Raw genomic sequence first — 24,660 nt, forward strand, 5'->3', positions numbered from 1 at the left:
GGGGCGCGGCTTATGGCCATGAAACAATCACTCGACATGCGCCAGGGCCAGTCCCTGGTAATGACGCCGCAGCTTCAGCAGGCTATCAAGCTCCTGCAGCTGTCGAACCAGGAACTCTCCGAATTCATCGAGGCTGAGCTTGAGCGCAATCCGCTGCTCGTGAAGATCGAAGATGAGAGCGCCGCGTCCACGTCCACGGAAGGAACCGACCCCAAGACCCGTGAGCAGCTGACGCTTGACGACAGCTCCGGCCTCGGAGAAGCGCGCGACCAGCTAGACGCGCCAGGTGAAGACGTGTTCGAGCCGGGCACCGGTTCTGATGCCGGCCTCTCGGCCGAAGGGCGCGGGCCCTCGGCAACCACTGACTGGTCCTCTGCCTCCAGCGGGGGATCGTCGGAAGAATACGACTATGCCGCAAACGTTTCCGGCGACATCACGCTGCACGAGCATCTGCATGCGCAGCTGAACTTTGCCGGCCTTGCGCCGGCCGACCGGCTGATCGGGGCGCGCCTGATCGACGAGATGGACGAGACCGGATACCTGCGCGCGCCTCTGGAAGATGTGGCCAAGGCGCTGGGCGCCGACATCGCCAATGTTGAAGCCGTACTGACCGTCTGCCAGGGGTTTGACCCGACCGGCGTAATGGCCCGCTCAGTGCCCGAATGCCTTGCGCTGCAGCTGAAGGAGCGCGGTCGCCTTGATCCGGCGATGCAGGCGATGCTGGACAATCTGCACCTAGTTGCCAAGCATGACATGAAGGCGCTGATGGATGTGTGCGGCGTAGATCGCGCCGACATCCAGGATATGCTGCTGGAGCTGCGTCAGCTTTCGCCCAAGCCGGGCGCAGGATTTTCCAGCGACACCACCGTTGCCGTGGCGCCCGATGTTTATGTCCGTGAACTGCCAAATGGAATGTTTGCGGTTGAGCTGAATTCCGACAATCTCCCCCGAGTGCTGATGGACAAGGCTTACTACGCCGAGGTCACCGCCCTGCCGATGCGCGACAAGGAGAAGGAATTCATTTCCGAGTGCGCAGCGTCCGCCAGCTGGCTGGTGAAATCGCTCGACCAGCGCGCCCGTACGATCCTCAAGGTGGCGAGCGAGATCGTCCGCCAGCAGGATGGTTTTTTTGCCCATGGCGTTGCCCATCTTCGCCCGCTGAACCTGAAACAGGTGGCCGATGCGATCGAGATGCACGAATCCACCGTTAGCCGCGTGACAACGAACAAATACATGAACACGCCGCGCGGCCTGTTCGAGTTCAAGTATTTCTTCTCTGCGTCCATCCCGGCGACCGGGGGCGGGGAGGCCCATTCGGCCGAAGCCGTCCGTCATCGGATCAAGCGGCTGATCGATGAGGAAACGCCCGAAGACGTTCTCTCTGACGACCAGATCGTGGAAATCCTCACCGGGTTCGGCATCGAGATTGCCCGCCGCACGGTGGCAAAGTATCGCGAGAGCCTGCATATTCCCTCCAGCGTCCAGCGCCGGCGGATGGGCAAGGCGGGCTGATGCTGGCTCAGGGTCATGTTGCAACCATAACAGGATGCAGCCCCTGTCCGGATTTTCATGACAGAGACTTTAATTACAATCCCCTCACATAAGCGCTGCGGGGGTTGAGCCGCCGCCGAGCATTTGTTTGGCTGGCCGTCTCGGTGACCTGAGAGGAGACCCAGTCATGCCCATGAATAAACTCCGTACACGCGCAGCATCGGTCCTGCTTGCCCTGTCCGTCCTGGCCGGCGCCGGCGCAGCAATGGCCCAGGCGGCGGACCCTCCGGCCGTGGCAATTGCGCCGGTAAGCGATGCAGAGGCCACCAAATTCGTCGCCGCCAACAAGAAGGTCACCGCGGTTGCCAACTCCATGACGGTCGAGCTGCAGGGCGCTGCGAGCGAGGAAGACGCCGCCGCCATCCAGGCCAAGGCGGAGAAGCAGATCGTGGCGGCCATCCAGAAGGAAGGCATCACACCGACCCGCTATACCGAGATCATCCGCCTTGCCGAAACCGACGCTGCGACGCTTGCAAAGCTTCGGGCGAAGTTCGGCGGCTAAAGGCCGCCTGATCGCCAGACTTTCAAGGGGCCGCTCCAGCCGGGGGAGCCCGTGTTCGCGGTCCATGTCTGATGTGTCGTTTGACTGTGTGTCCTGCGGCGCCGGCTGTTTCAGCCGGAACCCCCGCTATCTCGAACTCCTCCCCTGGGACGCCGCGCGCGCCCTGTCACCGGAAAGCCTCTTCACCGAAGAGGGCCGCACTTTCGTCCGCTTCGACTGCGACCACTGCATCCACCTGGACCTGTCAAACGGCAAGGCCGCCTGCAGCGTCTATGAAGACCGCCCCGAGGCCTGCCGCGCCTTCCGTACCGGGAGCTTTTAATGCGCGAAAGCGAGACGGGCAAACGGTGTAATAGGGGCTTTGGTGCGAGAAGCCTCGTAGGGCGGGTTGGCCGAAGGCGTGCACCGCCAAGTGGTGCTAGCGACGGGGCAGCACGCTGGGTATCGCTCCGCTCAACCCACCTATGCTCGCTGGCCCAAGAGGGCGCGGTAGCGGAAGCGCAGCATTTCAAAGAAAATTTCCTTTCGCAGAAAAAAGGCGGCAGCTGCCTGCCGCCTTTCCGGTGTTGTGCCAGCCTATTCTGCGTTGGCTGCGTTATACTTGCAGTCGGAACTGTACTGGCCCGACGGCGTTGTAAGCTCGCTTCCGGTGCAGCCGGCCTCGAAGCTGGTTTTCAACGCCTTGCTGGGGAAAGCTGCACCTTCGGGCAGCTGGCCCTTGTCTTGATAATGATAGAGCGTGATGTTGCCGTCCGCGTCTGTCTTCCGGGTCAGCGTCCACTTGCAATCGGTGTCGAGCGAGTAGTTGCCGTCTGCGTCGCGCACCAGGCAGCCGGTGCCTGAATCCACGGTTGCTGCCGTGACCGGTTTGTCCGGTTTGGCCGCAGCTGAGCCTGCAAATGAAAGCCCAAGGCCGCCCGCAAGGCAGAGTCCCTGCAGTATCTTGAATTTTATCATGGTCGTCCCTCCTTAAACACCAGCGTACTTTTCCCCCTCAAGGTCGCTGGTATGCTAAACAGGGACGCCGGAATTCCGCCTAGGTCAATAGTGTGGCCATGTCAGGCCTGATCCACCTTGATGTAGATTTCCGCGCCGAGGGCTGAAAACTCCCTACTTTTCTCTTCCATCCCCTTGCGCGCTTCGGCGGCCTGTTTCTCCAGGTCAAGCCGTTCGTTCTCGGACATTCCGGCGGCGTAGTCGCGGACTTCGGCGGTGATCTTCATCGAGCAGAATTTCGGGCCGCACATGGAGCAGAAATGGGCGACCTTATGGGCGTCCTTTGGCAGGGTTTGGTCGTGGAAGTCGCGGGCTGTTTCGGGGTCGAGCGCGAGGTTGAACTGGTCTTCCCAGCGGAACTCGAACCGCGCGCGGGAGAGGGCATCGTCACGCAGCTGCGCCGCCGGGTGGCCCTTGGCGAGGTCTGCGGCATGGGCGGCGATACGGTAGGTGATGACGCCAACCTTCACATCATTCCGGTCGGGCAGGCCAAGATGCTCCTTGGGCGTCACATAGCAGAGCATGGACGTGCCAAACCAGCCGATCATCGCTGCACCGATGCCAGAGGTGATGTGGTCATAGCCTGGGGCAATGTCGGTGACGAGGGGGCCGAGCGTGTAGAAGGGGGCCTCGCCGCAGGCCTTTAGCTGCTTGTCCATGTTGATCTTGATCTTGTGCATCGGCACATGGCCGGGCCCTTCGATCATCACCTGGCAGCCCTTGGCCCAGGCAACCTTCGTCAGTTCACCGAGGGTTTCGAGCTCTGCAAACTGGGCGGCGTCATTGGCGTCGGCGATGGCGCCGGGGCGCAGGCCATCTCCCAATGAGAAGGAGACATCATAGGCGCGCATGATGTCGCAGATGTCCGCGAAATGGGTGTAGAGGAAGCTCTCCTTGTGATGGGCGAGCATCCATTTCGCCATGATCGAGCCGCCGCGCGAGACAATGCCGCAGACACGCTTTGCCGTGAGGTGGATATAGGCAAGGCGCACGCCGGCATGGATGGTGAAATAGTCGACACCCTGTTCGCACTGCTCGATCAGCGTGTCTCGGTAGACTTCCCAGGTGAGGTCTTCGGCGACGCCGTTGACTTTCTCCAGCGCCTGATAGATCGGCACGGTGCCGATCGGAACCGGGCTGTTGCGGATTATCCATTCGCGGGTGTTGTGGATGTTGCGCCCCGTAGAGAGGTCCATCACATTGTCGGCGCCCCAGCGGGTCGCCCAGACCATTTTCTCTACCTCTTCCTCGATGGAGGAAGCAACGGCCGAGTTGCCGATATTGGCATTGATCTTCACAAGGAAGTTGCGCCCGATGATCTGGGGCTCAAGCTCGGCATGGTTGATGTTAGCCGGGATTATGGCGCGGCCACGGGCGATCTCGTCACGGACGAATTCGGGAGTGATGAATTCCGGAATGTCGGCGCCGAAGGAATTGCCCTGGTCGATCTGTGCGCGGGCGTTTTCCAGCGCCTGGCTGCGGCCGAGATTCTCGCGCTCGGCCACATAGATCATCTCCTTGGTGATGATGCCGGCCTTGGCGAATTCATATTGCGTCACCTTCTGGCCGGGCAGTCCGCGCAGGGGCCTGTGCTTCACGGGGAATTCGCGGGCAAGATATTTGCCGGTGGCGCCGCCATTGTCTTCGGGCTTTACGTCCCGGCCTTCATATTCCTCAAGGCCGCCGCGTTCGAGCAGCCAGTCGCGACGGTGGCGGGGGAGGCCTTTCTCCACATCGATCTCTGCGGTGGGATCGGAATAGGGGCCGGACGTGTCATAGACGCGGACAGGCGGTTCGTTTGCCGACGGATGAAGGTCGATCTCGCGGTGGGGCACGGCGAGGGCGGGGTCGCGAGCCGGGCGGGAGTAGACCTTACGGCTGGCGGGCAGCGCGCCGGTGGTGACTTTAGGGGCGTCGAAATCGCCGGGCTTGGTGGGCTTGTTCATATGGGTCTCCATTGACTGCAGAAGACCCGGGATAATCTAGCGTTCGGTTCCGTCCCTCGCGCCGGCATGACCCGGATCAGGTTCAAAGGGTAACTCTCAGCCCGGCCCCATGCCGGACACCCCTCGGATTTGGGACAACATAAGCGCGTTGGCCCGCGCAGGAAAGGGGGCTGCAATGGAACCTGCCCGCTGCCTGCGCATTATGGGAATGACACGTTCTGGAAAAGGGGCCCGTGAACCATGAAATTCCTGCATGCCATTATAACGATCATCCTCGCCGTCTTCTTTGTCCTGATGGTGACCTTCCGCCTGGTCGATGGCTCATTTGAAGCGGCCGGTGAGCGGATGGACCGCCTTACGGGCGTTACGGCTTCGGAAATGAGCGATGTGGCTGACAGCGTGGCAGAAACTACCGGCGCGGTCGTGGACGACATTGCTGACGGTCCCGACGAATAAGCCTGTCTGGACTCCGGCCAAAAGAAAGGCAATCGCCTAAGTGTATTGACCTTCGCGTCGCCTGATATCAGTTAGGCGGATGTCTAAATGTTCTGCCCCAGACAATCAGGAACTTGATCGCGGCTTTCAGGCGCTCGCGGACGCCACGCGGCGCGCCGTGATCGCGCGCCTGACGGCGGGCGAGGCGAGTGTGGCCGAGCTGGCGGGGCCGTTCGACATGGCCCTGTCGAGTTTCCTGCAGCACGTTCGCGTGCTCGAAGCGGCCGGCCTGATCACCACAGTCAAGAAGGGCAGGGTGCGCATGTGCCGGCTGGAGGCAGAGCGCCTCGCCGTGCTTGAGGGCTGGATCTCCAGATACGAAGCCGCCTGGCACTCCCGCCTCGACCGGCTTGGCCAAATGCTCGAAACCAAGGGAGATACCCAATGAGCCACAAGACTATGGTTCACCGGACCACAACGCTCGAGCGGACCTATGCCGCCAGCCCGCAGCGTACATTCCATGCCTGGGAAAATCCGGAGATGCGGCGCATCTGGGGCTCGCCTTCAGATCAGGTCGAAATCCGCAACGACGCGGCAGACTTCCGAGTCGGCGGGGAAGATATCCAGACCTGTCTGGTGGAAGGTCATCCTGTTGCCACCGTGCACGGACGGTACCATGACATCGTGCCTGATGCTCGGATCGTCTACACAGAAGTGATCCGCGATGACGCGCAGCTTCAGGGCATGAGCCTCGTTTCTGCAGAATTCATAGCCGAGGGTACGGGCACACGCCTTGTCGTGACCTTGCAGACCATCGCAGTCGACGGGTCCGAGCTCCTCGCCGAAGTCGAAATTGGCTGGATCAGCGCGCTCGACCGTCTTGGGGCCTTGTTTGTAGAGGCTTAACGGCCGCTCACTTCTGGCTGTTGAAGAAGGCCAGAAGGGCCTCTTCAATCCGGTAGTCCGTTTTTGGACGGGCAGGCCATTCATGGCCGCCGCTGCTGGCGGTCGTGGCGATGAGGACAGATCCACCGGCGCATTGGCGTGTGGTGACACCGACGCCCTCGGGCGCTGACGCGGCTGAGCCCGGCCCGCAGGATTTCAGTTCTGCCAGTTTTGCTTCGGCTTTTGCGAAACCCAGATGCGGCTGTGTCCGCCAGCGCTCAGCCTTGTCATCGGGATTTCCGGAATAACTCAATACGTCGTCGTCCGCGGCGTGATACATGAAGATAGAGGTGCGGTCTGGTACACCCGGTTGATCGGCGAAAATCGCGCCGCTGATCGGGGCGATGCCGCGTGGGGTAACCTTCATGGCGCCTGCGAGCCGGTAGGATAGCATGGCTCCATTGGAATGACCGGCAAGAAACACCCGGGAGCGGTCGATCCCCAGCCGCTGGTCGAGCGCTTCGATGGCTGCGTCGGCATAGTCGGCTTCATTGATTTTCTTGCGCTGGGCATAGGCACAACAATGGGCCGCGTTCCAGGTGCGCAGATTATCGCCGCCGCGCCGGGAGGAGCCGTTCATATAGGCAACGGCGTAACCGGCGGAATTCATCGTCCGCGTGAGCTCGCGCGACTTTCCGGCCATCCAATCTGCGCCCCCGCCGCCGCCATGGAAGACCAGCACCACTGGGACAGGGCCATCCGCTTTTGCAGGCGCGTAAAGGATCAGCTCGCGGGTATCGCGTCCGGCCTGTACAGAGAGGGTTTCACCCCGGGCAGGGGCGGCTGGGGCAGCTGACGCGCAGCCGGTTGTCTGAACAAAGGCGCACGCGAGGCTGGCAAAGAACAGGCGCATCAGGAACTCCGCAGTCAGCGACCAGCCCATTCAACGCAGGCCGGGAGACAATTCCGTCGCGCCGATTAAAAACTCCTCGTATCAGCCGATCCGGGCTTTGGTCTCCGCGCTCCAGCCCACAAGAACTTCCTCGCCCGCTTCGATGACCGGGCGTTTGATCAAGGTCGGGTTGCCGAGCAGCAGGCCTTCCAGGCTGACGCCGGAGGCCCGTGCCTTGTCTGCGTCCGACAGGCTCCGCCAGGTAGTCGAGCTGCGATTGACCAGCTTTTCGCCGACCGCGGCGATCCAGCGGGGGAGTTTTGAGGCCAGATCGGCCTCGGCCCGGATATCGACGAAGTCGGCGGGTTTGCCCTCAGCTTCGAGTTCCCGGAGGGCCTTCTTGCAGGTGTCGCAATTCTTCAGGCCGTACAAAGTTGGTGTCATCGGGGGCTCTCCGTTTCAGGTTGTCCGGGTCTGCCGGCGAGATATGGCGCGCCCGCCGCGTGTGCAACCTGCTAACCCGACCTGTGAGGCTGGCTGAGGGATCAGCCGGGATCATCCGCAAAGACTTCGCCATCCAGTTCATCCAGCCGCCGCTGGAGATTTACGCGCACATCCTGGACGGCCTCGTTGTAGACCGCCGGACCGATCAGGGCTGTCATCCGGTCGACCAATTCGCCTGCCTGAAAGTCGCTGAGCAGGATGTCGAAATCGCGTTCGGACATCTTGCGGAGCTCCCCGATCAGGCGCTGGCGGCGTTCCGGGGAAAGGGAAAGCTTTTTCATTCCCGCACGACGCCGACGATCGGGCCCATATCGAGGCCGGTTTCGCTGCGCTCCAGTGCCGGGACATAGACCTTGGACACGGCGCCATCGAGATAAAGCGCGTTGGGCGTGCCAAGATCATCGCGGAACAGCCGGGCGAAGGAATGGAAGTTGACCGGCACATCGCTGATGGCGAAATAGACCTGACGGCCGTCTTCGCTGACCCCCACACCATTGCGGCGGCGCAGGCTGGTGCCGTCCGGATTGAGGGCCGGGTGAAGAGCGCCGTCGATAACCAGCATTGGCCCTGACTGGGTAGCAAAGCGGGGCGGTGCCGCCTTGAAGCGCTGGTCAAAGGCGAGCGTTTCGGAAACGCCCACTTCTCCGCCTTCGATCCAGAAAACCCCGTTGGGTAGCATGCCGAAATTGCCCGGGCCGGCAGAGCGGACGAGGCCCATCTCGGCCTGACCCTCTTCAATATAGAGGCCCACCGGGCGGCGGTCCTCATGATACATCCCGGCATTCATCGCGAAGACGAGATTGCCGCCCTGGGAGGCAACATGGTTGGCTAGGCGGTCAAACTGGCCGAACGGTACCCCTGCCTCGTCCCTCAGGAACAGGCGGACATCTTCCCGGGAGGTGTCGAAGCTGCAGACCAGGTAGGGCAGGTTCTCGAAGGTACGGCTCTGGCAAGGGCCCTCTTCAGGGCCGCTGCAAGCCCAGAGGGCTGCGCTGCATAGGGCAATTAGGCGGGTGCTTAGGCGCATGGTCCACAGGTTAGTCATCGGCCCGGGATTCGCAACTGCGCCATATGCAACGGCGAAAGCGGTTCCTTTACCCGATCGGGTTAACGTACCCCAAAAGGGGAAGCTCATGAGCCAATTTCCAGCAGCCGGCACCTTGCCGACCGGATCCGTCCTCAACCGGCTGGGCGGCATGCCCTATGCGGTGACCGTGTTCCTGTCGGCCGCGCTGGTATTTCTTGTGCAGCCGATGTTTGCGCGGATGGCAACGCCCCTGCTGGGCGGCTCGCCCAATGTGTGGAACGTGTCGCTGGTCTGTTTCCAGGCCGCGCTGCTGGCCGGCTATGCCTATGCCCATCTGCTGACGCATCTGGTGAAGGGCCTGCGCACGCAGGTGATCGCACATGGCGCGCTGCTGGTGGTGGCAGCCCTCGTCCTGCCATTCGAGCTGACGACGTTTTTCGGCAGCCCGGATCCGGCCCGCCCGGCGCTTTGGCTGATAGCCGTTTTTGCCGTGTCGATTGCCCCGCCTTTTGCCATCATTTCGGCGACTGCGCCGCTGATCCAGGCCTGGTATGCCCGCACTGGCCGGGCGGACGCGCATGATCCCTATCACCTCTATGCTGCGAGCAATGCCGGGTCCCTCCTGGGGCTTGCCGCCTATCCGTTGCTGCTCGAACCGCTCGCGCCGTTGGCCGGGCAGGCGATGGCCTGGTCTGGCGGCTATATGGTCCTCCTGGTGATGCTGATCGGATGCGGCCTTCTCACGATGCGCTCGCCGTCGGCTGCTGGCCTTCACGCGCCAGCTGCACCCGTTTCGGCAAGCGCGGCCCAAGGGGCAAGCCTCTGGCGCCAGCGTCTCTGGTGGCTGGTGCTGGCTTTCGTGCCTTCCAGCCTGCTGGTGGGGGTTACGACCCATATTGCCACCGACGTCGCCAGTGCGCCCTTCCTCTGGGCGCCGCCGCTGATGCTTTACATCGGCAGCTTCATCGTCGTCTTCTCCAAACGCCCGGTGATTGGCCGCGCGCTCGCGGCGACCATCCTGCCGGTATTCGTTGGCCTCGCCCTTTTTACGCTGACAAAAGTCTCCGGCGTTCCCACCTTGCTCAGCTTCTTCGTGCATCTTGGCGCGCTTTTCTTTGCGGCCGTTGCGTGCCACGGGCTGCTGGCCGATGACCGGCCGGAAACCGGACGGCTGACGGAGTTTTATCTCCTCATGTCGCTCGGCGGTGTGCTCGGCGGGGCGTTCAATGCGCTTATTGTCCCGGTGATCTTCACCAGCGTTGCCGAATATCCGCTGATGCTGATAGCGGCCCTGCTGCTGCTGCCGCAGCGTTACTGGCTGGGTCCGACATGGATGATCGTGCTGGCGGGGGTTGCGGCCGGGGCAGGGTTCATTGCCCTCTTTGTCTATCAGGTGCCTGCCCTTGCGGCGCAGGATAAGCGGGCCTTCTTCATCCTGCTGACTATTGCGCTCGTAGCGCTTTATTTCGTGCGCAGCTCACGGCTTGCAGGTGCGGCAGCCGCCGCTTCGCTCTGGGTGGTTGGCCTTGCTGCCAGCCCGACAGCAGGGGCTTATTCCGAGCGCGGATTTTTTGGTGTAGTGAAGGTACACGAACAGGAAGGCTACCGGGTGATGGTGCATGGCACGACGCTGCACGGCGCGCAGGCCATCGGCGAGGATGCCTGGCGCCCCTCCACTTATTATGCGCCCGAGACGCCCATCGGACAGGTCTTTGCTGCGCACAACCGCCCAGGCAGGGTCGGTGCGCTGGGCCTCGGCGCCGGATCGGTCGCCTGCTATGCTTGGCCAGGCCAGCAATACACCTTCTACGAGATCGACCCCATCGTGGCGCGCCTCGCCGGTGACGGGGAGACGTTCACATTCCTCTCTGAATGTACTCCGGATGCGGATATTGTCTTGGGCGATGGCCGCCTGACCCTGGCTGAAGAGCCCGAAGCGGTGTTCGACATTCTTCTGATCGACGCCTTCTCCTCGGACTCGGTTCCGGCCCATCTGATGACGCGCGAAGCGGTAGCGCTCTATCTCTCGCGTGTGAAGGAAGACGGCGTTGTACTGATGCATGTATCCAATCGCTACATGGCGCTGGAAACGGTGGTTGGCCGGGTGGCGGGCGAGCTCGGCATGCCGGCCCGGACGCAGTACTTCACCTATCCTGGTGGGGGTTACCGCGTTCAGTCAAGCACGGTGGTGGCGCTTGCCCACAACGACCTTGCGCTGGCATCTCTGGACGCGACTGGCGCCTGGTCAGTGCTCGAAAGTGATGGCCGGCGTGCGTGGACGGATGATTATTCCAACATCCCCGGCGCGATCTGGGACCGGCTGGTCGGCAAGAAACGCTAGAGGGCAGAGACTGCTTCAAGTCTGGCCTTTGGAGTCCTCTGCCGCCAGCTGCTGCTTGCGCAGCTCGCTGGCGCGGACCTTGACGCTTTCCGAGCGCAGCTGCCCGCAGGCGGCAAGAATGTCGCGTCCGCGCGGGGTCCGGATCGGGGAGGCAAAACCTGCCCGGTTCAGCACTTCGGCAAAGGCCTCGATCGTTTCCCAGTCGGAACACTCATAGGGCGAGCCCGGCCAGGGATTGAACGGTATGAGGTTGATCTTGGAGGGCACGCCCTTCATGAGCTTCACAAGATCGCGCGCTTCGGCCAGCGTGTCATTGACGCCCTTGAGCATGACATATTCGAAGGTCACTCGCTTGGAGTTGCCAAGATCAGGATAGGCGCGGATCGCCTCGAACAGCGTCTGGATGTCATACTTCCGGTTGAGCGGAACAAGCTCATTGCGCAAGTCGTCATTCGTTGCGTGCAACGAGATGGCGAGCATCGCGCCGGTGCGTGCGCCGAGTTCGGGGATCTTCGGAGCAACTCCGGCGGTCGATACGGTGATCCGGCGCCGGCCGATGGAGATGCCATCACCGTCGGAGATCGTGTCGATCGCCTCGGCGACATTGTCGAGATTGTAGAGCGGCTCGCCCATGCCCATGAAGACGATATTGGTCAGGCGGCGCTCTTCGATGGAGCTTGGCCATTCAGACAGCGCGTCGCGGGCAATGATCACCTGCTGGACGATTTCCTGCGCGGTGAGGTTGCGCACCAGTGCCTGCGTGCCGGTATGGCAGAAGGTGCAGTTGAGGGTGCAGCCGACCTGGCTAGAGACGCACAGCGCGCCAGCCTTGCCGACATCGGGGATATAGACGCTTTCGCCCTCGATGCCGGGGGCATACCGCGTGAGCCATTTCTGGGTGCCGTCGCGGCTGACCTGGTGATCGGCGGTTTCCGGGCGCTCGACCTCGAACCTCTCGGCGAGCTGGGCGCGCAGGTCCTTGGCGATGTCGGTCATCGCGGCAAAGTCGGTGGCCCCGAAATGGTGAATCCAGCGGCGGATTTGGCGCGCGCGCATGTTCGCCGCCTTAGGCTCGAGGCCAAGGGCTTCCATTTCTTTCTTGAGCGCTGGAACCGACAGCCCGGTCAGGCGTTTCTTGCCTGGCAAAGCATTATTCCGGCGGCTGAGGTCGAGGGTCACAGTCATGGGCGGGCCTATAGCATGAGCAGCTGGACAAATAAAACGGCGCAAACATGGACAGACTTTAACGCGCCAGTCTTCGAAAATCCCTTCATTTCAGGGGCGAAATCCAAAAACAGCGGCCCGGTTGGTTTCCATTCAGGTTGGTCATGCGACAGGCGGCTGTGAAACAACTTCATGCAAAGGGAGTCATTCTCATGAAGAAATCAGTGCTTATTGCGGCCGCGCTAATGCTGCCGATCCTGCAAGCTTGTGAAACCGGTCCGAGCCAGCGCGTGCTGACCACTGGCGCAGCAGGCGCAATCCTTGGCGCAGGCGCAGGCATGATGGCCGGCGGAGACGACAAGCGCAACGCCGCCATCGGCGCAGCTGTCGGCGCCATCGCCGGCGCCTCGGTTGGCGTCTACATGGACAAGCAGGAAGAGAAACTGCGCCAGCAGACGGCAGGCACCGGCATCGAAGTCGAGCGTCAGGGCGACCAGATCGCGCTGACCATGCCGTCGGGCATTTCCTTCCAGCAGGGCAGTGCCCAGATCCAGCCCGCTTTCTTCCAGACGCTGAACCAAGTCGCCGCAACGCTGAACGAGTATCCCTCGACCGCCGTTGACATTCGTGGTCACGCTTCTTCGGAAGGTGCCCGCGACTTCAACCAGCGCCTGTCCCAGCAGCGCGCTGATGCGGTCCGCAGCTACCTCACCAATCAGGGTGTCCAGTCTGTCCGCATGACGGCTGTTGGCATGGGCATCGACTATCCGGTGGCTGACAACTCGACCGAAGCAGGCCGGTCGCAGAACCGCCGGGTCGAGATTATCCTGACCCCGGTTACGCAATAATCCCTTTTGCCCGGAAGGGCAGAGATGACCTGACGGGCGGCGGCCGCGAGGCTGCCGCCCGCTTCCGTTGAGACGAAGGCCCGATTTCTGCTGCAATTCCCGCAGGAGTAGGTGGCATCGCTCCGCGAATACCTGATCGTGGCGAAATGACGATCCGCGATACACAGCCGCCCTCGCGCAAAGGTCCCTTCGGGAAGAGCGCACCTTATTGCGGCCTCTGGTCAGAATTCATGCGCGGGGTATCGTGGCTGTATCTGAAGGCGACGGGCTGGCGTATCGGCTCCGACTGGCCGGACATTCCAAAGTCGGTGATCGTCGCGGCGCCGCACACATCCAACTGGGACGGACTGACAATGCTGGCGGTGGCAGGCTGGTACCGCGTGAAACTCAGCTGGATGGGCAAGGCGGCGCTGGTGAAAGGCCCGTTCGGATGGCTGGTGCGCCGGGCAGGCTGCGTGCCGGTGGAACGGTCAAGTTCGCATGATGTAGTCGAGCAGATACGCGTGGCATTTGCTGAGCGCCCGGTAATGCATCTGGCTGTGGCGCCGGAAGGTACCCGCCAGGCCAATGCGGACTGGAAGACGGGCTTCTATCACATTGCCCGCTCGGCCGGTGTGCCCCTGATCATGTCAGTTCTCGACTACAAGACACATGTTGTGCGCCTCGATGGGCCAATGGAGGTGACCGGCGATATGGCCGCCGATATGGCGAAAGTTCTGGACAGTTACCGCGCGGCGGAAGGGAAGTTTCCGGATCAGTTTGTTTTGCCGCGCGGAGAATCCTAGCGACAAGTCTCTGCAGCCTTCTCGATGGCATCGGCCGAGCCGCTGAGCGAGAATTTGTAGGTGACATTGGTGCCGCGGGCAGACCGGCCTGTCACGGTCAGATTGGAGCCCTTTTTGAGGGCATCGACGATCCGGGGGTCATCGGCGTCATCGGCAAACGCTTCCTGCCCATGGGTGAACATCTGCCAGGAGGAGCGCCCGACCGCCGTTTTGGGCGCTCTGCTGGAGCTCAGATCATAGGTGACGCGAAAGCTCGGCTGGTTCTTTGCCTGGCCGGACTTCCAGCTGGTAACGTAGTACCACACATCGCCGTGCTTGACCGAGGAAGGCGCCTTGGAGGTCGCCTGGGTTGCCGCGTAGCAGATAAGATCGCCGCCCTTTTCATCCGTGAAAACAGCCCAGTCCTTGAACCGGCCGACCGCAGTCGGCTCGGCAATGGCGGCGCCTGCCAGCACACCAGAAACGATCACGAGACCGAGAGGGCGGAAAAGACTTGCCATTTCTTGTTGCATGTTGGATAAAATACTCACACATTACCTCCGACGCTCCCAGACCCATACACCGGGGGCAGGCCCAAGCAAAACACCTCACGCGAGCATTACAGGGAAATTACAAGCGCCATGGTTGCCTTTAGCTTCATGAAGACAGACACTGCGCGTCCGTTCCCCGGAAAGGCCAAACGCGTGTTCGACCATACCGTGCGCATAGCAGACCCTGTCCAGCGGGAGCATCATGCCGATCTGATGACAGCGATTGCCGACCGCCGGTGCCGCAAGGCATTTGCCGAGATGTTCAGTTTCTATGCGCCGCGCGTGAAGGCGTTCATGCTTCGGCTGGGCGCCGCAGACTCCGAAGGCGAGGAACTGGCACAGGAAGTGATGATCACCGTCTGGCAGAAAGCTGGCATGTATGACCGGCAACAAGCTTCTGTTTCGACATGGATTTTCCGGATAGCGCGCAACCGCCGGATCGATGCGCAGCGCCGTCAGCGCCGGCCGGAACTGAACGGCGATGATCCGATGCTGCAACCTCCTGAAATCGAAATGCCGGATGAAACCGTCTCGCGCAATCAGCTCGACACTGTTGTGCGTGAGCGCCTGACGTGCTTGCCGCAGGATCAGCGGATCCTGATCCAGGCGGCCTTCTATGATGGGCTCTCCCATTCCGAGATTGCGCGGATGTTCAATCTGCCTTTGGGCACGGTGAAATCCCGGATCCGTCTTGCATTCATGCGGCTCAAGAGTGAGCTCCAAGGGGGTATATGACCAGCGTTACTGCAATCTCCGGCTGATCTGGCTTGACGAGGCCGCAAACCGGACAATCTCCTGCAGGGACAATGGGACTTCCTGACGACATGACTTCTGCCCGGCAAAACACTTTCAGCGAGCTTTACAGTGCCTATGCGGCCGGGTGTATAGACCCGGCTTTTGCATTGATGCTGGAAACGCAGAGCCTGATGCGCGCCGATGTGCGCGCCTCCGTGGCCTTGAGCGAAATGATAGCGGGCCATTTTCTCGAGGCGGCGCCCGCCGCCCGCATGAGCGAGGGCGCGCTCGACCGGACCCTAGCCGCTATTGACGCTCTTGAAGCGCCTCAGGCGATGCAGCGCGCGGCCGGTGAGGCTGCCGGCGATGCCTTGAGCGAAATCCTCAGACTGCCAGAGCCTGTTCGCGGCGCCGCGATTGACGCCGCCGGAAAAGAGGGTTGGCAGATGATGGGCCTTGGCCTGAAGCGGCTTAAGCTTGATGTCGGATCTGCGATGGAGGTCGAGCTTTACCGGATTGCGGCCGGATCGAAGATCCCGCGGCATTCGCATGGTGGCAATGAATACACCATGGTGCTTTGCGGCGGCTTTACCGATGAACGCGGCAATTATGGGCCGGGCGACGTCTGTGTGAACGGGCCAGCCGATACGCACCAGCCCGTCGCGGATGACGATGAGGTCTGCTACGCGCTCGCCGTGCGGGATGGCGGGCTGCGGTTTACCGGCGTCCTGGGAATGGTTCAGAAACTGGTCGGCACACGCTGACCTGCCGGGTCAGCTGCCGGGTTTCATTCTGTCCGGACCCGGAACATGTTTCCGCCGCCGCGAACCGTCCGGCCCGCCCGGCATGATCGGCCTAGGGCCATAGCCCCCCATCGAGAGGTGGCGATCATACATTACCAGCGCGCCTGCCAGGCTGACATTAATACAGAAGCGCGTGGGGATCTTGACTACATGGGCGCAGCGCTCGATGGCGACGGCCGAGAGGTTTCCCTTCTCCGGGCCAAGGATATAGGCCGCCTGGGGAGGATGCCGGAAAACCGGCAGTTCCACGGCTTCATCGGTCAGCTCGACGCCGACCAGCTGGCAACCCTTGGGAAGCTGCATCTCGTCTATGGAATCCCATTGGTAGTAGGGGATCTGGCCGGCTGATTTAGACGTGTCGGCGGCGTAGGCTTCCTTGAGGTTTCGTTCGGCATCGATGGAGAAGACAAAGCTCGCGCCGAAGGCATGGCCCGTGCGCATGAGGGCGCCGAGGTTCATCGGTTTGGATATGCGCTCTGAGCCGATGGCGAAGAAGCCGCGCATCAGTAGGCTCCCAGACCGAAGCGGCCAATGGCGACGACGATCAACAGCGCCAGGGGGCCGGCCAGCGAGACCTGGCGGGCGAGCTTCATCTGCGTGACCGGATTGGGATATTCCGTTTCGAGATGTTTCTCGGCGTCGGTTGTGGCTGGGCCACGCCCGAGCGAGAGGATCGCAGCGCGGTAGTCGACATCATTCGGGCCACCGCCGAACTTGGCTGCGAGCGCGCGGCGCAGGGCCATCGATATGATCATCCGCATCTGCGCGGCGAGCGCGATGGCGAAGACGAGGATGACGGAGAGGGTCCAGAACAGGATCGTCACAGGAAGGTTGCCACTTCAAATCGGCCTTTCCAGTCGGCGAGGCCACGTTTCAGTCCGCTGGAATTGAAACCAGCTGCGAGATCGCCATTGGCGGAGACGCCAATCATGCCGCCACTGCCGCCGAGGCGTTTGACATCATCGAGGGCGCCCTTGAGGGCGGGGCCGAGCGTGTCGCCACCATAGCGGATGCGGGCGGAGACGTCGGCGGCGGCGTTGGCGCGGATGAAGTATTCGCCAAGGCCGGTGCAGGAGATGGCACAGCGTTCGTCTGCCCAGGTGCCTGCGCCGATGATCGGCGTGTCACCGATCCGGCCCTGGGTCTTGGAGAGGACGCCTCCGGTGGAGGTGGCGGCGGCCATGTCGCCATAGATGTCGAGCGCGACGGCGCCGACGGTGCCCATCTGGACGCTGCCATCCTGGACGGTGTCTTCATCCACGGCACCGTAATAGCTTGCCGGATCGCTGACGCGGGCGAGGCCAGCGGCGCTGGCGATGGCCTCTGCGCCCTTGCTGACGATCAGCACGTTGGGGGTTTTTTCCAGCACAACGCGGGCGGCCCGGATGGGGCTTTCAAAGCCCTGCAGCGCGCCGACGGCGCCGGCATTGCGCGTGCGCCCGTCCATTATGGCGGCGTCGAGTTCCCATTCGCCGGCGGTATTGGGGCTGGCGCCTTTGCCGGCGACATAGAGACCGGAGGCTTCCAGGTCGATGACCATCGATTCGACCACATCGAGCGCGGCTTCGCCCGCCGCGAGCGCCTGCGCCCCGCGTTTCAGGAGGCTCGCAATGTTGGCTTCTTCGGGGGCATAGTCGCGGCCCGGGATGGGTCCGGCGCCGCCATGGATGGCGATGGCCCAGATTTTCGACATCGCAATGGTTCCTTTCCCCTCGCGTAAGGCTTGGCGCCTGCTCGCGGCATGGCTACCGTCTGGAGGTCGAAACAACAAGCTTTGAAGGGAGAGGCCTATGAAAGCCGTATTGTCTAAAGTGGTCGGTGGACCAGAGACGCTCGTTATCGAGGATGTGGCTGTGCCCACCCCTGGCAAAGGTCAGGTTCTGGTGCAGGTGAAGGCCTGCGGGGTGAACTATCCTGATGTACTGATCATCCAGGACATGTACCAGTTCAAGCCGCCGCGCCCGTTCTCACCGGGCGGGGAAGTGGCCGGGATTGTCTCGGCCGTGGGCGAGGGCGTCGCCCATGTGAAGCCGGGCGACCGGGTTCTGGCCTCCACCGGCAATGGCGGGATGGCAGAATATTGCCTCGCCGCAGCCCATGGCGTGATGCCAATCCCCGAGGGGATGCCGTTTGAAGAGGCCGCGGCTTTCCTGATGACATATGGCACCTCCTATTATGCCATCAAGGACCGGGGCGATCCCAAGCCCGGCGAAAAGCTGCTGGTGCTCGGCGCGGCCGGCGGGGTCGGCATTGCGGCGGTTGAGCTTGGCAAGGCGATGGGACTGGAAGTGATCGCGGCGGCCTCAAGCCGGGAGAAGGTGGATTTCTGCCTTTCAAAGGGCGCTGATCACGGCCTCGTTTATGAACGCGAGCTCGACCGGGACGGCCAGAAGAAATTCTCCGAGGACATCAAGGCCATTTCCGGGGGCGGGGTCGACATCATCTATGACGGGGTGGGCGGCAATTATGCTGAGCCGGCCGTGCGCGCGATGAACTGGGAAGGGCGCTTCCTGGTGATCGGCTTCCCGGCAGGCATTCCGAAACTGCCGCTGAACCTGACGCTGCTGAAAAGCTGCGATGTGCGCGGGGTTTTCTGGGGCGCGGCAGTGGCGCGGGACCCGAAGGCCCACCAGCAGAATGTCAAGGAACTGTTTGACCTCTACAAGGCCGGGAAGATCCGCCCGCATGTTTCGGGCACCTATCCGATGGAGCAGGCAGCCAATGCGATCCGTGAACTGCAGGACCGCAAGGCACAAGGCAAGGTCGTCGTGACGATGTAGCCAGCAGCTTTGCCCGGCGCAACCCCTGGGCTGTCCGGCAAAAGCGCTGATCCCCTGTGATCCGGGGACGGCAAATGAGCCTAAGACGTGTCGGGGTGGGCTGTTGCAGCCTGCCCCGATTGCGTTTGGGGCATCGCGGATGGGATTGCGCGCACCGACGTGGGCGCTGGCGGAGAGATTTATTCGATGCAGGTGGCGGCGAGCGCAGCACCCGTCTGGCCTGAGGTGTAGCGATAGCCGAAGCGCTCTTTGGACACAGGCGCGGCGTCGCTGAGGGTAAAGTCCGTTGGCAGATGGATCAGACGGACGCGGCCGAACTTCGAGATGCTGAACCAGAAGGGCACGTCGCGACCATATTCGACCCCCAGATAGTCACGCAGGGCGATCAGCTGCAGAAAGATCAGCGGCCGGAGGAGGCGCTGGAGCAAAGTGAGGCCGGGCAGCGGGGTTGAGAGGGCGTAGTCCATTGCGGGAGGATAGACGGAGCGGGAAGCCGGGCGGATTGGGCGGGGGGATATGGTCCGTGATCTGTTGGCGCGCTGGGGGTTTCAAGTGCTTTGGGGTTTTGGATAAGGGTGGAGCTGTCCATCTTTCGCAGGAAGAGCCTCAGAGGCGAAAGTTTCGGACAATCTCGGCCCTTGGGGCAATCCGGGACAGTTGCGTGCCGCTTTGCGGCCAGCGGCGACCTGATCTAGAAAAGGGGCCCAGAGTGGAGAGCCATGATGAGTCAGTTGCGCAGCCTTTACCCCGAGATCGAACCTTTCGAGACCGGTTTCCTGGATACCGGGGAGGGTCACCTTGTCTATTGGGAGCGGGTGGGGACGAAGGGGGCCAAGCCGGCCGTGTTCCTGCATGGCGGGCCGGGCGGCGGGTTTTCAGAGAGGCACCGGCGGCTGTTTGATCCGGCGCGTTATGATTTGATACTGTTTGACCAGCGCGGGTGCGGGCGCTCCACGCCGTTCGCGAGCCTTGAGAACAATACGACCTGGCATCTTGTGGCGGACATCGAGCAGCTGCGCGAGACGATGGGCGTGGAGAAATGGCTCGTCTTTGGCGGCTCTTGGGGATCGACGTTGGCGCTGGCCTATGCGCAGACGCACACTCAGCGCGTGAGCGAGCTGGTGGTGCGGGGCATCTACATGTTGAGCAAGGCAGAGCTCGACTGGTACTATCAGTTTGGCGTCTCGGAGATGTTTCCGGAGAAATGGGAGGGCTTCCTCGCGCCGATCCCGGAAGCTGAACGCGGCGACATGGTGGCGGCCTATCGAAGGCGCCTTGTGGGCGAGGACCGGGAAGAGCAGTTACGCTGCGCCAAAGCCTGGAGCCTCTGGGAAGGCGAGACGATTACGCTGCTGCCTGAACCGGAAACCTCCGGGGCGTTTCATGTCGCCGATTATGCGCTCGCCTTTGCGCGTATCGAGAACCATTACTTCACCCATGCCGGATGGCTGGAGGAGGGGCAGCTGTTGCGGGACGCGAGGCTGCTGGCAGATATTCCGGGCACGATCGTTCATGGCCGCTACGACATGCCCTGCCCGATGCGCTATGCCTGGCTCTTGCACAAGGCCTGGCCAAAGGCGGATTTCCACATGATCGAGGGAGCGGGACATGCCTATTCGGAGCCCGGCATCCTAGACCGGCTGATCCGGGCGACGGATAATTATGCCGGGAAGGGGTGAGGCAGATACCTGACCCCGAAACGAAAAGCCCCGCCGGAGCGATCCGGCGGGGCTTTGTCTTCAGACGGATGACCGCAGATTACTTGCGCTCGTCGACTTCTTCAAAGTCGGCATCGACGACATCATCATTGCCGGACTGGGGCGCATCATCGCCGTCAGTCGCGCCAGCGCCCGAGGCGGCATAGATGGCTTCGCCAAGTTTCATCGCTGCATTCATCAGGGCCTGATGCTTGGCGGTGATATCGGCAGTGTTGTCGCCGGCAGCGGCCTCTTTCAGGTCTGCGATGGCCTTTTCGATCTCGCCCTTGACCGCGTCGGAGACTTTCGAGCCATGCTCGATCATCTGCTTCTCGGTCTGGTGGACGAGGGCTTCGGCATGGTTTTTCGCCTCGACGAGTTCGCGGCGAGCCTTGTCCGTGCTGGCGTTGGATTCAGCTTCTGCCATCATCTTCTTAATGTCGGCTTCGGAGAGGCCGCCATCTGCCTGGATGGTGATCTGCTGTTCCTTGCCGGTGGCCTTGTCCTTGGCCGAGACCGAGACGATGCCGTTGGCGTCTATGTCAAAGGTGACTTCGATCTGCGGAAGGCCGCGCGGGGCCGGGGCAATGCCTTCGAGGTTGAACTGGCCGAGCTGCTTGTTGTCAGAGGCCATTTCGCGCTCGCCCTGGGCGACCTTGATGGTGACCGCAGGCTGATTGTCTTCGGCGGTGGAGAATACCTGGGACTTCTTCGTCGGGATGGTCGTGTTGCGCTCGATCAGGCGGGTGAAGATGCCGCCGAGGGTTTCGATGCCGAGCGAGAGCGGGGTCACGTCGAGGAGGACCACGTCCTTCACGTCGCCCTGCAGGATGCCGCCCTGGATCGCGGCGCCGATGGCGACGACTTCATCCGGGTTGACGCCCTTGTGGGGTTCCTTGCCGAAGAATTTCTTCACCGCTTCCTGCACGGCGGGCATGCGGGTCATGCCGCCGACGAGCACGACTTCGTCAATGTCGGCCGCGGTCTTGCCGGCGTCTTTCAGGGCCTTTCGGCAAGGCTCGATGGTGCGGTCGACCAGATCCTGGACGAGGCTTTCGAACTTGGCGCGGGTCAGCTTGATGTTGAGGTGTTTCGGGCCGGTCGAGTCAGCGGTGATGAAGGGTAGGTTCACTTCGTATTGCGAGGTGGACGACAGCTCTTTCTTGGCTTTCTCAGCTTCTTCCTTGAGGCGCTGGAGGGCGAGCTTGTCGGCCTTCAGGTCGATCCCCTGATCTTTCTTGAATTCGGCTGCGAGGAAGTCGACGATCCGAATGTCGAAGTCTTCGCCGCCAAGGAAGGTGTCGCCATTGGTCGAGAGGACTTCAAACACGCCGTCGCCGATTTCCAGCAGCGAGACGTCGAACGTGCCGCCGCCAAGGTCGTAGACGGCGATGGTCTTGTTGCCGGACTTGTCGAGGCCATAGGCGAGGGCTGCGGCCGTCGGCTCGTTAATGATGCGCAGCACTTCAAGGCCGGCGATCTTGCCTGCGTCCTTGGTGGCTTGGCGCTGGGCGTCGTTGAAGTAGGCCGGCACGGTGATCACAGCCTGGGTAACCTTGGCGCCAAGATAGGCTTCCGCGGTCTCCTTCATCTTGGTGAGGATGAAGGCGGAGATTTCCTGCGGTGCGTAGTCCTTGTCGCGGCCTTTGACCCAGGCGTCGCCGGCCGGGCCTTTTACGATGGCGAAGGGGGAGAGCTCCTTGTCCTTCTGCGCGGTCGGGTCATCGAAGGTGCGCCCGATGAGGCGCTTGATGGCGTAGAAGGTGAAGTCCGGGTTGGTGACGGCCTGGCGGCGGGCGGGCATGCCGATGAGGCGTTCGCCGCTTTCGTTAAAGGCGACGACAGACGGGGTCGTGCGGTTGCCTTCCGAATTCTCGATGACCTTTGCCTCGCCGCCTTCCATAACGGCGACGCACGAGTTGGTGGTGCCAAGGTCGATGCCGATGATCTTGCTCATGTATGTCTCTCTCTTTTGTCAGCCGCCACTGGCTTCGTTTGGGTTCGGTCTGCTCAGCAGCCCCGCGCCGCCAGATGGCTCTATCAAGGGTTCGTTTTTGAGCAGCGAGTTGGGGTGTTCATTCCGCTCGCTTCTTTGGCCGTCGATATGGGGAACTCTGTGTCAGGCTCAAGAGGCCAATACAGATTTGCCCCATAGGCGCGCTCTATGACGCGGGCAACCTGTATCTATTTGAAAACGGTTCTCAAAAAGAGCATTCTGGGGCGATGAGATTGAGGTTTCCGCCCATGCCGCGCCCCGCCCTGAAGACGCTGACCTATAGCGTGATGCACTTTGCTGTCGCCATGACGGTGGTGTTTGCGTTGACGCGCAGCTGGCAGGCGGCCCTCGCCATCGGCCTGATCGAGCCGCTGGTGCAGACGGTGGCCTATACGCTGCATGAGCGCGTTTGGGAGAGGCGGGGCATCCGGGCGGCGGCGGCCTAGCAGGCCCCGCTGCAACGGCAAGACTGGCCAGTGATCCGCGGCTGGGGCAGGGTGGCGTCTCAGGAAAGCTGGGAGGATTTCATGCGCCTTATTGCTGCAGCTGCCGGTCTGGCAGCGCTTTCGATTGCCGTTTCTGCCTGTGGCGGCCCGGAGGCGCCCGCGGATGCGCCCGATGCGGTGGAAGCGGCTGTCGCTGAAGAGGTGGCGGCAGAGCCCGAGACAGCGGCTTCCGATACGCCGCGGCTCGAGCAACTATGGGTGGCGACGGGTTTTGACGCGCCTGAGGGCGCCGCCGTGGGGCCAGATGGCAATTACTTCATCTCGAATGTGGCCGGTGAGGGCAGCGCCCGGGACGGCAATGGCTTCATCTCCAAGGTCGGGACTGACGGGACGGTGCTGATGCAGCGCTGGGCCGAGGGTCTGGACGCGCCCAAGGGCATGGCTGTGCTGGGCGACACGCTTTACGTGGCCGACAATGACCAGGTCGTGACATTTGATGCCCACAACGGGACAAAACAGGACACGATTGCCATCGACGGCGCCCAGTTCCTCAACGACATGACGGTCTGGAACGGGGAGGTGCTGGTGTCTGATTCCGGCACCAGCAGCATCCACCGGCTGACGCCCGAGGGGCCGCGCCTGCTGGGATATTCGACCGATTGGGCCGGGATCAACGGCATCCTCGGGGATGGTGACCGGCTGCTGATCACGACGATGACCGAAGGCTATCTGATCGACCTGCACGGGACCGAGACAGAAAACATCATCGCGCGCGGGATGATCGACGCAGACGGCGTGGGCCTGGTGCCGGGCGGGGGGTATCTCGTGTCGAGCTGGCCTGGGCAGATCCATTATGTCAGCGAAGACGGGCAGGTGACGACCCTGCAGGACACAAAAGCGGATGGCGTGCTGCAGAATGATCTCTCGGTGTTCGGGGATGTGGTGATCGTGCCCAACTGGATGCCGGGGACGGTGACGGCGTGGCGGGTGGCGCGCGACTGAGGCTTGCGCCCTGCGACGCCCTGTCCGGGCGGAAAAGGATTGCCGTAAGGGAATGCGTGCCCATTTCAGGCATGGAGGTAAGTCCATGTCCCACGATAAGCTGTCTGGCCCCATTTCGAGAGATACCGTGCCGCTGGAATGGCGCCACAAGCCGGGCGATATGTCAGACCGGGTGGCGTATGCCCTTACGCGGATGCTGCGCGCTTTTGCGGATCTGTTTTTCCGCAAGCGGTATGGCCATCGGGCGGTGGTGCTGGAAACGGTTGCGGCTGTACCGGGCATGGTGGGCGGGATGCTGAACCATCTCAAAAGCCTGCGACGGATGAAGGATGATGCCGGCTGGATCAGCACTTTGCTGGAGGAAGCCGAAAATGAGCGTATGCACCTTATGACGTTCATTGCGGTGGCAAAGCCCAACTGGTTCGAGCGGCTTCTGATCATCACGGCGCAGGGCATCTTCTTCAACGCCTTTTTCGTGCTCTATATCGTGCACTCCCGGACGGCTCACCGGCTGGTCGGGTATTTCGAGGAAGAAGCGGTTGTCAGCTACACCCAATACCTGGCCGAGATTGATGCTGGCCGGCTGCCCAACCCTGAAGCGCCCGAGATTGCCGTCGACTACTGGAAGCTGCCGAAGGACGCGCGCCTGCGGGACGTGGTGATCGCCGTGAGGGCGGACGAAGCCAACCACCGGGACGTCAATCACGCGTTTGCAAATGAACTCAAAGGCGGCGACGCCCCGGGCGAGAAGCTCGCCGAGGGCGCCGACCCAAGCGAGCTTGCGCGCTAGTTCGC

General features: G+C 62.2%; 29 protein-coding genes and 1 riboswitch. Of the genes, 16 read left to right on the forward strand and 13 right to left on the reverse strand.

What is annotated here, in order from left to right; translation table 11 throughout:
• The first annotated feature begins 12 nt into the window (after positions 1–12).
• The 3 genes from rpoN (at position 13) to KG722_RS04625 (ending at position 2,375) form a co-directional block, all read left to right on the forward strand.
• The gene (rpoN, locus tag KG722_RS04615; RefSeq protein WP_213270015.1) at positions 13–1,512 is read left to right on the forward strand and encodes an RNA polymerase factor sigma-54; all 1,500 of its coding nucleotides are present in this window, start codon (positions 13–15) and stop codon (positions 1,510–1,512) included.
• 166 nt (positions 1,513–1,678) lie between these two features.
• Positions 1,679–2,053, forward strand: a complete 375-nt coding sequence (locus KG722_RS04620) for a DUF4168 domain-containing protein (protein WP_213270017.1) — start codon at positions 1,679–1,681, stop codon at positions 2,051–2,053.
• A 64-nt stretch (positions 2,054–2,117) separates the two neighbouring features.
• Positions 2,118–2,375: a YkgJ family cysteine cluster protein gene (locus KG722_RS04625; protein WP_213270020.1), complete on the forward strand. Its 258-nt coding sequence runs from the start codon at positions 2,118–2,120 to the stop codon at positions 2,373–2,375.
• A gap of 254 nt (positions 2,376–2,629) precedes the next feature.
• Here KG722_RS04625 and KG722_RS04630 read toward each other — a convergent pair whose 3' ends face one another.
• Complete coding sequence (locus KG722_RS04630; protein WP_213270023.1) at positions 2,630–3,010, reverse strand: hypothetical protein; 381 nt, start codon at positions 3,008–3,010, stop codon at positions 2,630–2,632.
• A 101-nt stretch (positions 3,011–3,111) separates the two neighbouring features.
• Complete coding sequence (gene thiC, locus KG722_RS04635; RefSeq protein ID WP_213270025.1) at positions 3,112–4,995, reverse strand: phosphomethylpyrimidine synthase ThiC; 1,884 nt, start codon at positions 4,993–4,995, stop codon at positions 3,112–3,114.
• Positions 4,996–5,030: 35 nt separating this feature from the next.
• Positions 5,031–5,129, reverse strand: a riboswitch (TPP riboswitch).
• A 106-nt stretch (positions 5,130–5,235) separates the two neighbouring features.
• On the opposite strand from thiC, the gene KG722_RS04640 reads away from it, so the two are divergent.
• From KG722_RS04640 to KG722_RS04650, 3 genes are all read left to right on the forward strand, one after another.
• The gene (locus tag KG722_RS04640; protein ID WP_213270028.1) at positions 5,236–5,451 is read left to right on the forward strand and encodes a hypothetical protein; all 216 of its coding nucleotides are present in this window, start codon (positions 5,236–5,238) and stop codon (positions 5,449–5,451) included.
• Between the two features lie 79 nt (positions 5,452–5,530).
• Positions 5,531–5,878 carry a metalloregulator ArsR/SmtB family transcription factor gene (locus tag KG722_RS04645; RefSeq protein WP_213270030.1) on the forward strand — a complete coding sequence of 116 codons (348 nt, stop codon included), beginning with the start codon at positions 5,531–5,533 and terminating at the stop codon, positions 5,876–5,878.
• Positions 5,875–6,336 carry an SRPBCC domain-containing protein gene (locus KG722_RS04650; protein ID WP_213270033.1) on the forward strand — a complete coding sequence of 154 codons (462 nt, stop codon included), beginning with the start codon at positions 5,875–5,877 and terminating at the stop codon, positions 6,334–6,336. The genes KG722_RS04645 and KG722_RS04650 overlap by 4 nt, the downstream gene beginning before the upstream one ends.
• A 7-nt stretch (positions 6,337–6,343) precedes the next feature.
• On the opposite strand, the gene KG722_RS04655 is transcribed toward KG722_RS04650, so the two are convergent.
• The 4 genes from KG722_RS04655 to KG722_RS04670 form a co-directional block, all read right to left on the reverse strand.
• Entirely contained in the window at positions 6,344–7,228 is an 885-nt protein-coding gene (locus KG722_RS04655) for a hypothetical protein (RefSeq protein ID WP_213270036.1), read from the reverse strand.
• Between the two features lie 81 nt (positions 7,229–7,309).
• Positions 7,310–7,651: an ArsC/Spx/MgsR family protein gene (locus KG722_RS04660; RefSeq protein ID WP_213270039.1), complete on the reverse strand. Its 342-nt coding sequence runs from the start codon at positions 7,649–7,651 to the stop codon at positions 7,310–7,312.
• Between the two features lie 101 nt (positions 7,652–7,752).
• A complete protein-coding gene (locus KG722_RS04665; RefSeq protein WP_213270041.1) occupies positions 7,753–7,992 on the reverse strand; it encodes a DUF2164 domain-containing protein in 240 nt (79 codons plus the stop codon).
• Positions 7,989–8,738 carry a phosphodiester glycosidase family protein gene (locus KG722_RS04670; protein WP_213270044.1) on the reverse strand — a complete coding sequence of 250 codons (750 nt, stop codon included), beginning with the start codon at positions 8,736–8,738 and terminating at the stop codon, positions 7,989–7,991. Before KG722_RS04670 ends, KG722_RS04665 begins: the two co-directional genes overlap by 4 nt.
• Positions 8,739–8,844: 106 nt before the next feature.
• Between KG722_RS04670 and KG722_RS04675 the strand changes: the two genes are divergently transcribed.
• Positions 8,845–11,079 (forward strand): fused MFS/spermidine synthase, encoded by a 2,235-nt coding sequence (locus KG722_RS04675; RefSeq protein WP_213270047.1) that lies wholly within the window; start codon positions 8,845–8,847, stop codon positions 11,077–11,079.
• 15 nt (positions 11,080–11,094) lie between these two features.
• Here the strand turns inward: KG722_RS04675 and rlmN are convergent, their stop codons facing one another.
• Positions 11,095–12,264, reverse strand: a complete 1,170-nt coding sequence (gene rlmN, locus KG722_RS04680) for a 23S rRNA (adenine(2503)-C(2))-methyltransferase RlmN (protein WP_213270050.1) — start codon at positions 12,262–12,264, stop codon at positions 11,095–11,097.
• A 191-nt stretch (positions 12,265–12,455) separates the two neighbouring features.
• Here rlmN and KG722_RS04685 point away from each other — a divergent pair, with 191 nt between their 5' ends.
• On the forward strand, positions 12,456–13,091 hold the full coding sequence (locus tag KG722_RS04685) for an OmpA family protein (RefSeq protein WP_213270052.1): 636 nt from the start codon (positions 12,456–12,458) through the stop codon (positions 13,089–13,091).
• A 230-nt stretch (positions 13,092–13,321) separates the two neighbouring features.
• Positions 13,322–13,876, forward strand: coding sequence for a 1-acyl-sn-glycerol-3-phosphate acyltransferase (locus KG722_RS04690; RefSeq protein WP_213270055.1), 555 nt, complete (start codon positions 13,322–13,324; stop codon positions 13,874–13,876).
• On the opposite strand, the gene KG722_RS04695 is transcribed toward KG722_RS04690, so the two are convergent.
• Complete coding sequence (locus KG722_RS04695; RefSeq protein ID WP_300998233.1) at positions 13,873–14,376, reverse strand: invasion associated locus B family protein; 504 nt, start codon at positions 14,374–14,376, stop codon at positions 13,873–13,875. The genes KG722_RS04690 and KG722_RS04695 overlap by 4 nt on opposite strands.
• 120 nt (positions 14,377–14,496) lie before the next feature.
• On the opposite strand from KG722_RS04695, the gene KG722_RS04700 reads away from it, so the two are divergent.
• Both KG722_RS04700 and KG722_RS04705 read left to right on the forward strand, forming a co-directional pair.
• Entirely contained in the window at positions 14,497–15,141 is a 645-nt protein-coding gene (locus tag KG722_RS04700; RefSeq protein WP_300998234.1) for a sigma-70 family RNA polymerase sigma factor, read from the forward strand.
• A 71-nt stretch (positions 15,142–15,212) separates the two neighbouring features.
• A complete protein-coding gene (locus KG722_RS04705) occupies positions 15,213–15,905 on the forward strand; it encodes a ChrR family anti-sigma-E factor (protein ID WP_213270060.1) in 693 nt (230 codons plus the stop codon).
• Between the two features lie 9 nt (positions 15,906–15,914).
• Here KG722_RS04705 and KG722_RS04710 read toward each other — a convergent pair whose 3' ends face one another.
• The 3 genes from KG722_RS04710 to KG722_RS04720 are packed head-to-tail and all read right to left on the reverse strand — an operon-like array spanning position 15,915 to position 17,637.
• Positions 15,915–16,448: an RNA methyltransferase gene (locus KG722_RS04710; RefSeq protein ID WP_213270063.1), complete on the reverse strand. Its 534-nt coding sequence runs from the start codon at positions 16,446–16,448 to the stop codon at positions 15,915–15,917.
• Positions 16,448–16,768, reverse strand: a complete 321-nt coding sequence (locus KG722_RS04715; RefSeq protein WP_213270066.1) for a hypothetical protein — start codon at positions 16,766–16,768, stop codon at positions 16,448–16,450. Before KG722_RS04715 ends, KG722_RS04710 begins: the two co-directional genes overlap by 1 nt.
• Positions 16,765–17,637 (reverse strand): isoaspartyl peptidase/L-asparaginase, encoded by an 873-nt coding sequence (locus KG722_RS04720; RefSeq protein ID WP_213270067.1) that lies wholly within the window; start codon positions 17,635–17,637, stop codon positions 16,765–16,767. Before KG722_RS04720 ends, KG722_RS04715 begins: the two co-directional genes overlap by 4 nt.
• A 97-nt stretch (positions 17,638–17,734) precedes the next feature.
• Between KG722_RS04720 and KG722_RS04725 the strand changes: the two genes are divergently transcribed.
• Positions 17,735–18,724, forward strand: coding sequence for an NADPH:quinone oxidoreductase family protein (locus tag KG722_RS04725; RefSeq protein ID WP_213270069.1), 990 nt, complete (start codon positions 17,735–17,737; stop codon positions 18,722–18,724).
• Positions 18,725–18,903: 179 nt separating this feature from the next.
• Here the strand turns inward: KG722_RS04725 and KG722_RS04730 are convergent, their stop codons facing one another.
• Positions 18,904–19,191 carry a hypothetical protein gene (locus KG722_RS04730; protein WP_213270071.1) on the reverse strand — a complete coding sequence of 96 codons (288 nt, stop codon included), beginning with the start codon at positions 19,189–19,191 and terminating at the stop codon, positions 18,904–18,906.
• 252 nt (positions 19,192–19,443) lie between these two features.
• On the opposite strand from KG722_RS04730, the gene pip reads away from it, so the two are divergent.
• Positions 19,444–20,403 carry a prolyl aminopeptidase gene (gene pip / locus KG722_RS04735; protein ID WP_300998235.1) on the forward strand — a complete coding sequence of 320 codons (960 nt, stop codon included), beginning with the start codon at positions 19,444–19,446 and terminating at the stop codon, positions 20,401–20,403.
• Between the two features lie 79 nt (positions 20,404–20,482).
• Here pip and dnaK read toward each other — a convergent pair whose 3' ends face one another.
• Entirely contained in the window at positions 20,483–22,378 is a 1,896-nt protein-coding gene (gene dnaK, locus KG722_RS04740) for a molecular chaperone DnaK (protein WP_213270073.1), read from the reverse strand.
• A gap of 287 nt (positions 22,379–22,665) precedes the next feature.
• Between dnaK and KG722_RS04745 the strand changes: the two genes are divergently transcribed.
• The 3 genes from KG722_RS04745 (at position 22,666) to KG722_RS04755 (ending at position 24,655) form a co-directional block, all read left to right on the forward strand.
• Positions 22,666–22,863, forward strand: coding sequence for a DUF2061 domain-containing protein (locus KG722_RS04745; protein ID WP_213270074.1), 198 nt, complete (start codon positions 22,666–22,668; stop codon positions 22,861–22,863).
• A gap of 81 nt (positions 22,864–22,944) precedes the next feature.
• The gene (locus KG722_RS04750) at positions 22,945–23,865 is read left to right on the forward strand and encodes a hypothetical protein (protein ID WP_213270077.1); all 921 of its coding nucleotides are present in this window, start codon (positions 22,945–22,947) and stop codon (positions 23,863–23,865) included.
• Positions 23,866–23,950: 85 nt separating this feature from the next.
• Positions 23,951–24,655, forward strand: a complete 705-nt coding sequence (locus KG722_RS04755; protein WP_213270080.1) for an alternative oxidase — start codon at positions 23,951–23,953, stop codon at positions 24,653–24,655.
• The last annotated feature ends 5 nt before the right edge of the window (positions 24,656–24,660 follow it).

Source organism: Hyphomonas sp., assembly GCF_018402285.1.
Taxonomy (GTDB): domain Bacteria; phylum Pseudomonadota; class Alphaproteobacteria; order Caulobacterales; family Hyphomonadaceae; genus Hyphomonas.

Bases quoted from the DNA above. Each gene is read 5' to 3' on its own strand.
- rpoN (WP_213270015.1), top strand. From the start codon at position 13: ATGGCCATGAAACAATCACTCGACATGCGCCAGGGCCAGTCCCTGGTA.
- KG722_RS04620 (WP_213270017.1), top strand. From the start codon at position 1,679: ATGCCCATGAATAAACTCCGTACACGCGCAGCATCGGTCCTGCTTGCC.
- KG722_RS04625 (WP_213270020.1), top strand. From the start codon at position 2,118: ATGTCTGATGTGTCGTTTGACTGTGTGTCCTGCGGCGCCGGCTGTTTC.
- KG722_RS04630 (WP_213270023.1), bottom strand. From the start codon at position 3,010: ATGATAAAATTCAAGATACTGCAGGGACTCTGCCTTGCGGGCGGCCTT.
- thiC (WP_213270025.1), bottom strand. From the start codon at position 4,995: ATGAACAAGCCCACCAAGCCCGGCGATTTCGACGCCCCTAAAGTCACC.
- KG722_RS04640 (WP_213270028.1), top strand. From the start codon at position 5,236: ATGAAATTCCTGCATGCCATTATAACGATCATCCTCGCCGTCTTCTTT.
- KG722_RS04645 (WP_213270030.1), top strand. From the start codon at position 5,531: ATGTCTAAATGTTCTGCCCCAGACAATCAGGAACTTGATCGCGGCTTT.
- KG722_RS04650 (WP_213270033.1), top strand. From the start codon at position 5,875: ATGAGCCACAAGACTATGGTTCACCGGACCACAACGCTCGAGCGGACC.
- KG722_RS04655 (WP_213270036.1), bottom strand. From the start codon at position 7,228: ATGCGCCTGTTCTTTGCCAGCCTCGCGTGCGCCTTTGTTCAGACAACC.
- KG722_RS04660 (WP_213270039.1), bottom strand. From the start codon at position 7,651: ATGACACCAACTTTGTACGGCCTGAAGAATTGCGACACCTGCAAGAAG.
- KG722_RS04665 (WP_213270041.1), bottom strand. From the start codon at position 7,992: ATGAAAAAGCTTTCCCTTTCCCCGGAACGCCGCCAGCGCCTGATCGGG.
- KG722_RS04670 (WP_213270044.1), bottom strand. From the start codon at position 8,738: ATGCGCCTAAGCACCCGCCTAATTGCCCTATGCAGCGCAGCCCTCTGG.
- KG722_RS04675 (WP_213270047.1), top strand. From the start codon at position 8,845: ATGAGCCAATTTCCAGCAGCCGGCACCTTGCCGACCGGATCCGTCCTC.
- rlmN (WP_213270050.1), bottom strand. From the start codon at position 12,264: ATGACTGTGACCCTCGACCTCAGCCGCCGGAATAATGCTTTGCCAGGC.
- KG722_RS04685 (WP_213270052.1), top strand. From the start codon at position 12,456: ATGAAGAAATCAGTGCTTATTGCGGCCGCGCTAATGCTGCCGATCCTG.
- KG722_RS04690 (WP_213270055.1), top strand. From the start codon at position 13,322: ATGCGCGGGGTATCGTGGCTGTATCTGAAGGCGACGGGCTGGCGTATC.
- KG722_RS04695 (WP_300998233.1), bottom strand. From the start codon at position 14,376: ATGGCAAGTCTTTTCCGCCCTCTCGGTCTCGTGATCGTTTCTGGTGTG.
- KG722_RS04700 (WP_300998234.1), top strand. From the start codon at position 14,497: ATGGTTGCCTTTAGCTTCATGAAGACAGACACTGCGCGTCCGTTCCCC.
- KG722_RS04705 (WP_213270060.1), top strand. From the start codon at position 15,213: ATGGGACTTCCTGACGACATGACTTCTGCCCGGCAAAACACTTTCAGC.
- KG722_RS04710 (WP_213270063.1), bottom strand. From the start codon at position 16,448: ATGCGCGGCTTCTTCGCCATCGGCTCAGAGCGCATATCCAAACCGATG.
- KG722_RS04720 (WP_213270067.1), bottom strand. From the start codon at position 17,637: ATGTCGAAAATCTGGGCCATCGCCATCCATGGCGGCGCCGGACCCATC.
- KG722_RS04725 (WP_213270069.1), top strand. From the start codon at position 17,735: ATGAAAGCCGTATTGTCTAAAGTGGTCGGTGGACCAGAGACGCTCGTT.
- KG722_RS04730 (WP_213270071.1), bottom strand. From the start codon at position 19,191: ATGGACTACGCCCTCTCAACCCCGCTGCCCGGCCTCACTTTGCTCCAG.
- pip (WP_300998235.1), top strand. From the start codon at position 19,444: ATGATGAGTCAGTTGCGCAGCCTTTACCCCGAGATCGAACCTTTCGAG.
- dnaK (WP_213270073.1), bottom strand. From the start codon at position 22,378: ATGAGCAAGATCATCGGCATCGACCTTGGCACCACCAACTCGTGCGTC.
- KG722_RS04745 (WP_213270074.1), top strand. From the start codon at position 22,666: ATGCCGCGCCCCGCCCTGAAGACGCTGACCTATAGCGTGATGCACTTT.
- KG722_RS04750 (WP_213270077.1), top strand. From the start codon at position 22,945: ATGCGCCTTATTGCTGCAGCTGCCGGTCTGGCAGCGCTTTCGATTGCC.
- KG722_RS04755 (WP_213270080.1), top strand. From the start codon at position 23,951: ATGTCCCACGATAAGCTGTCTGGCCCCATTTCGAGAGATACCGTGCCG.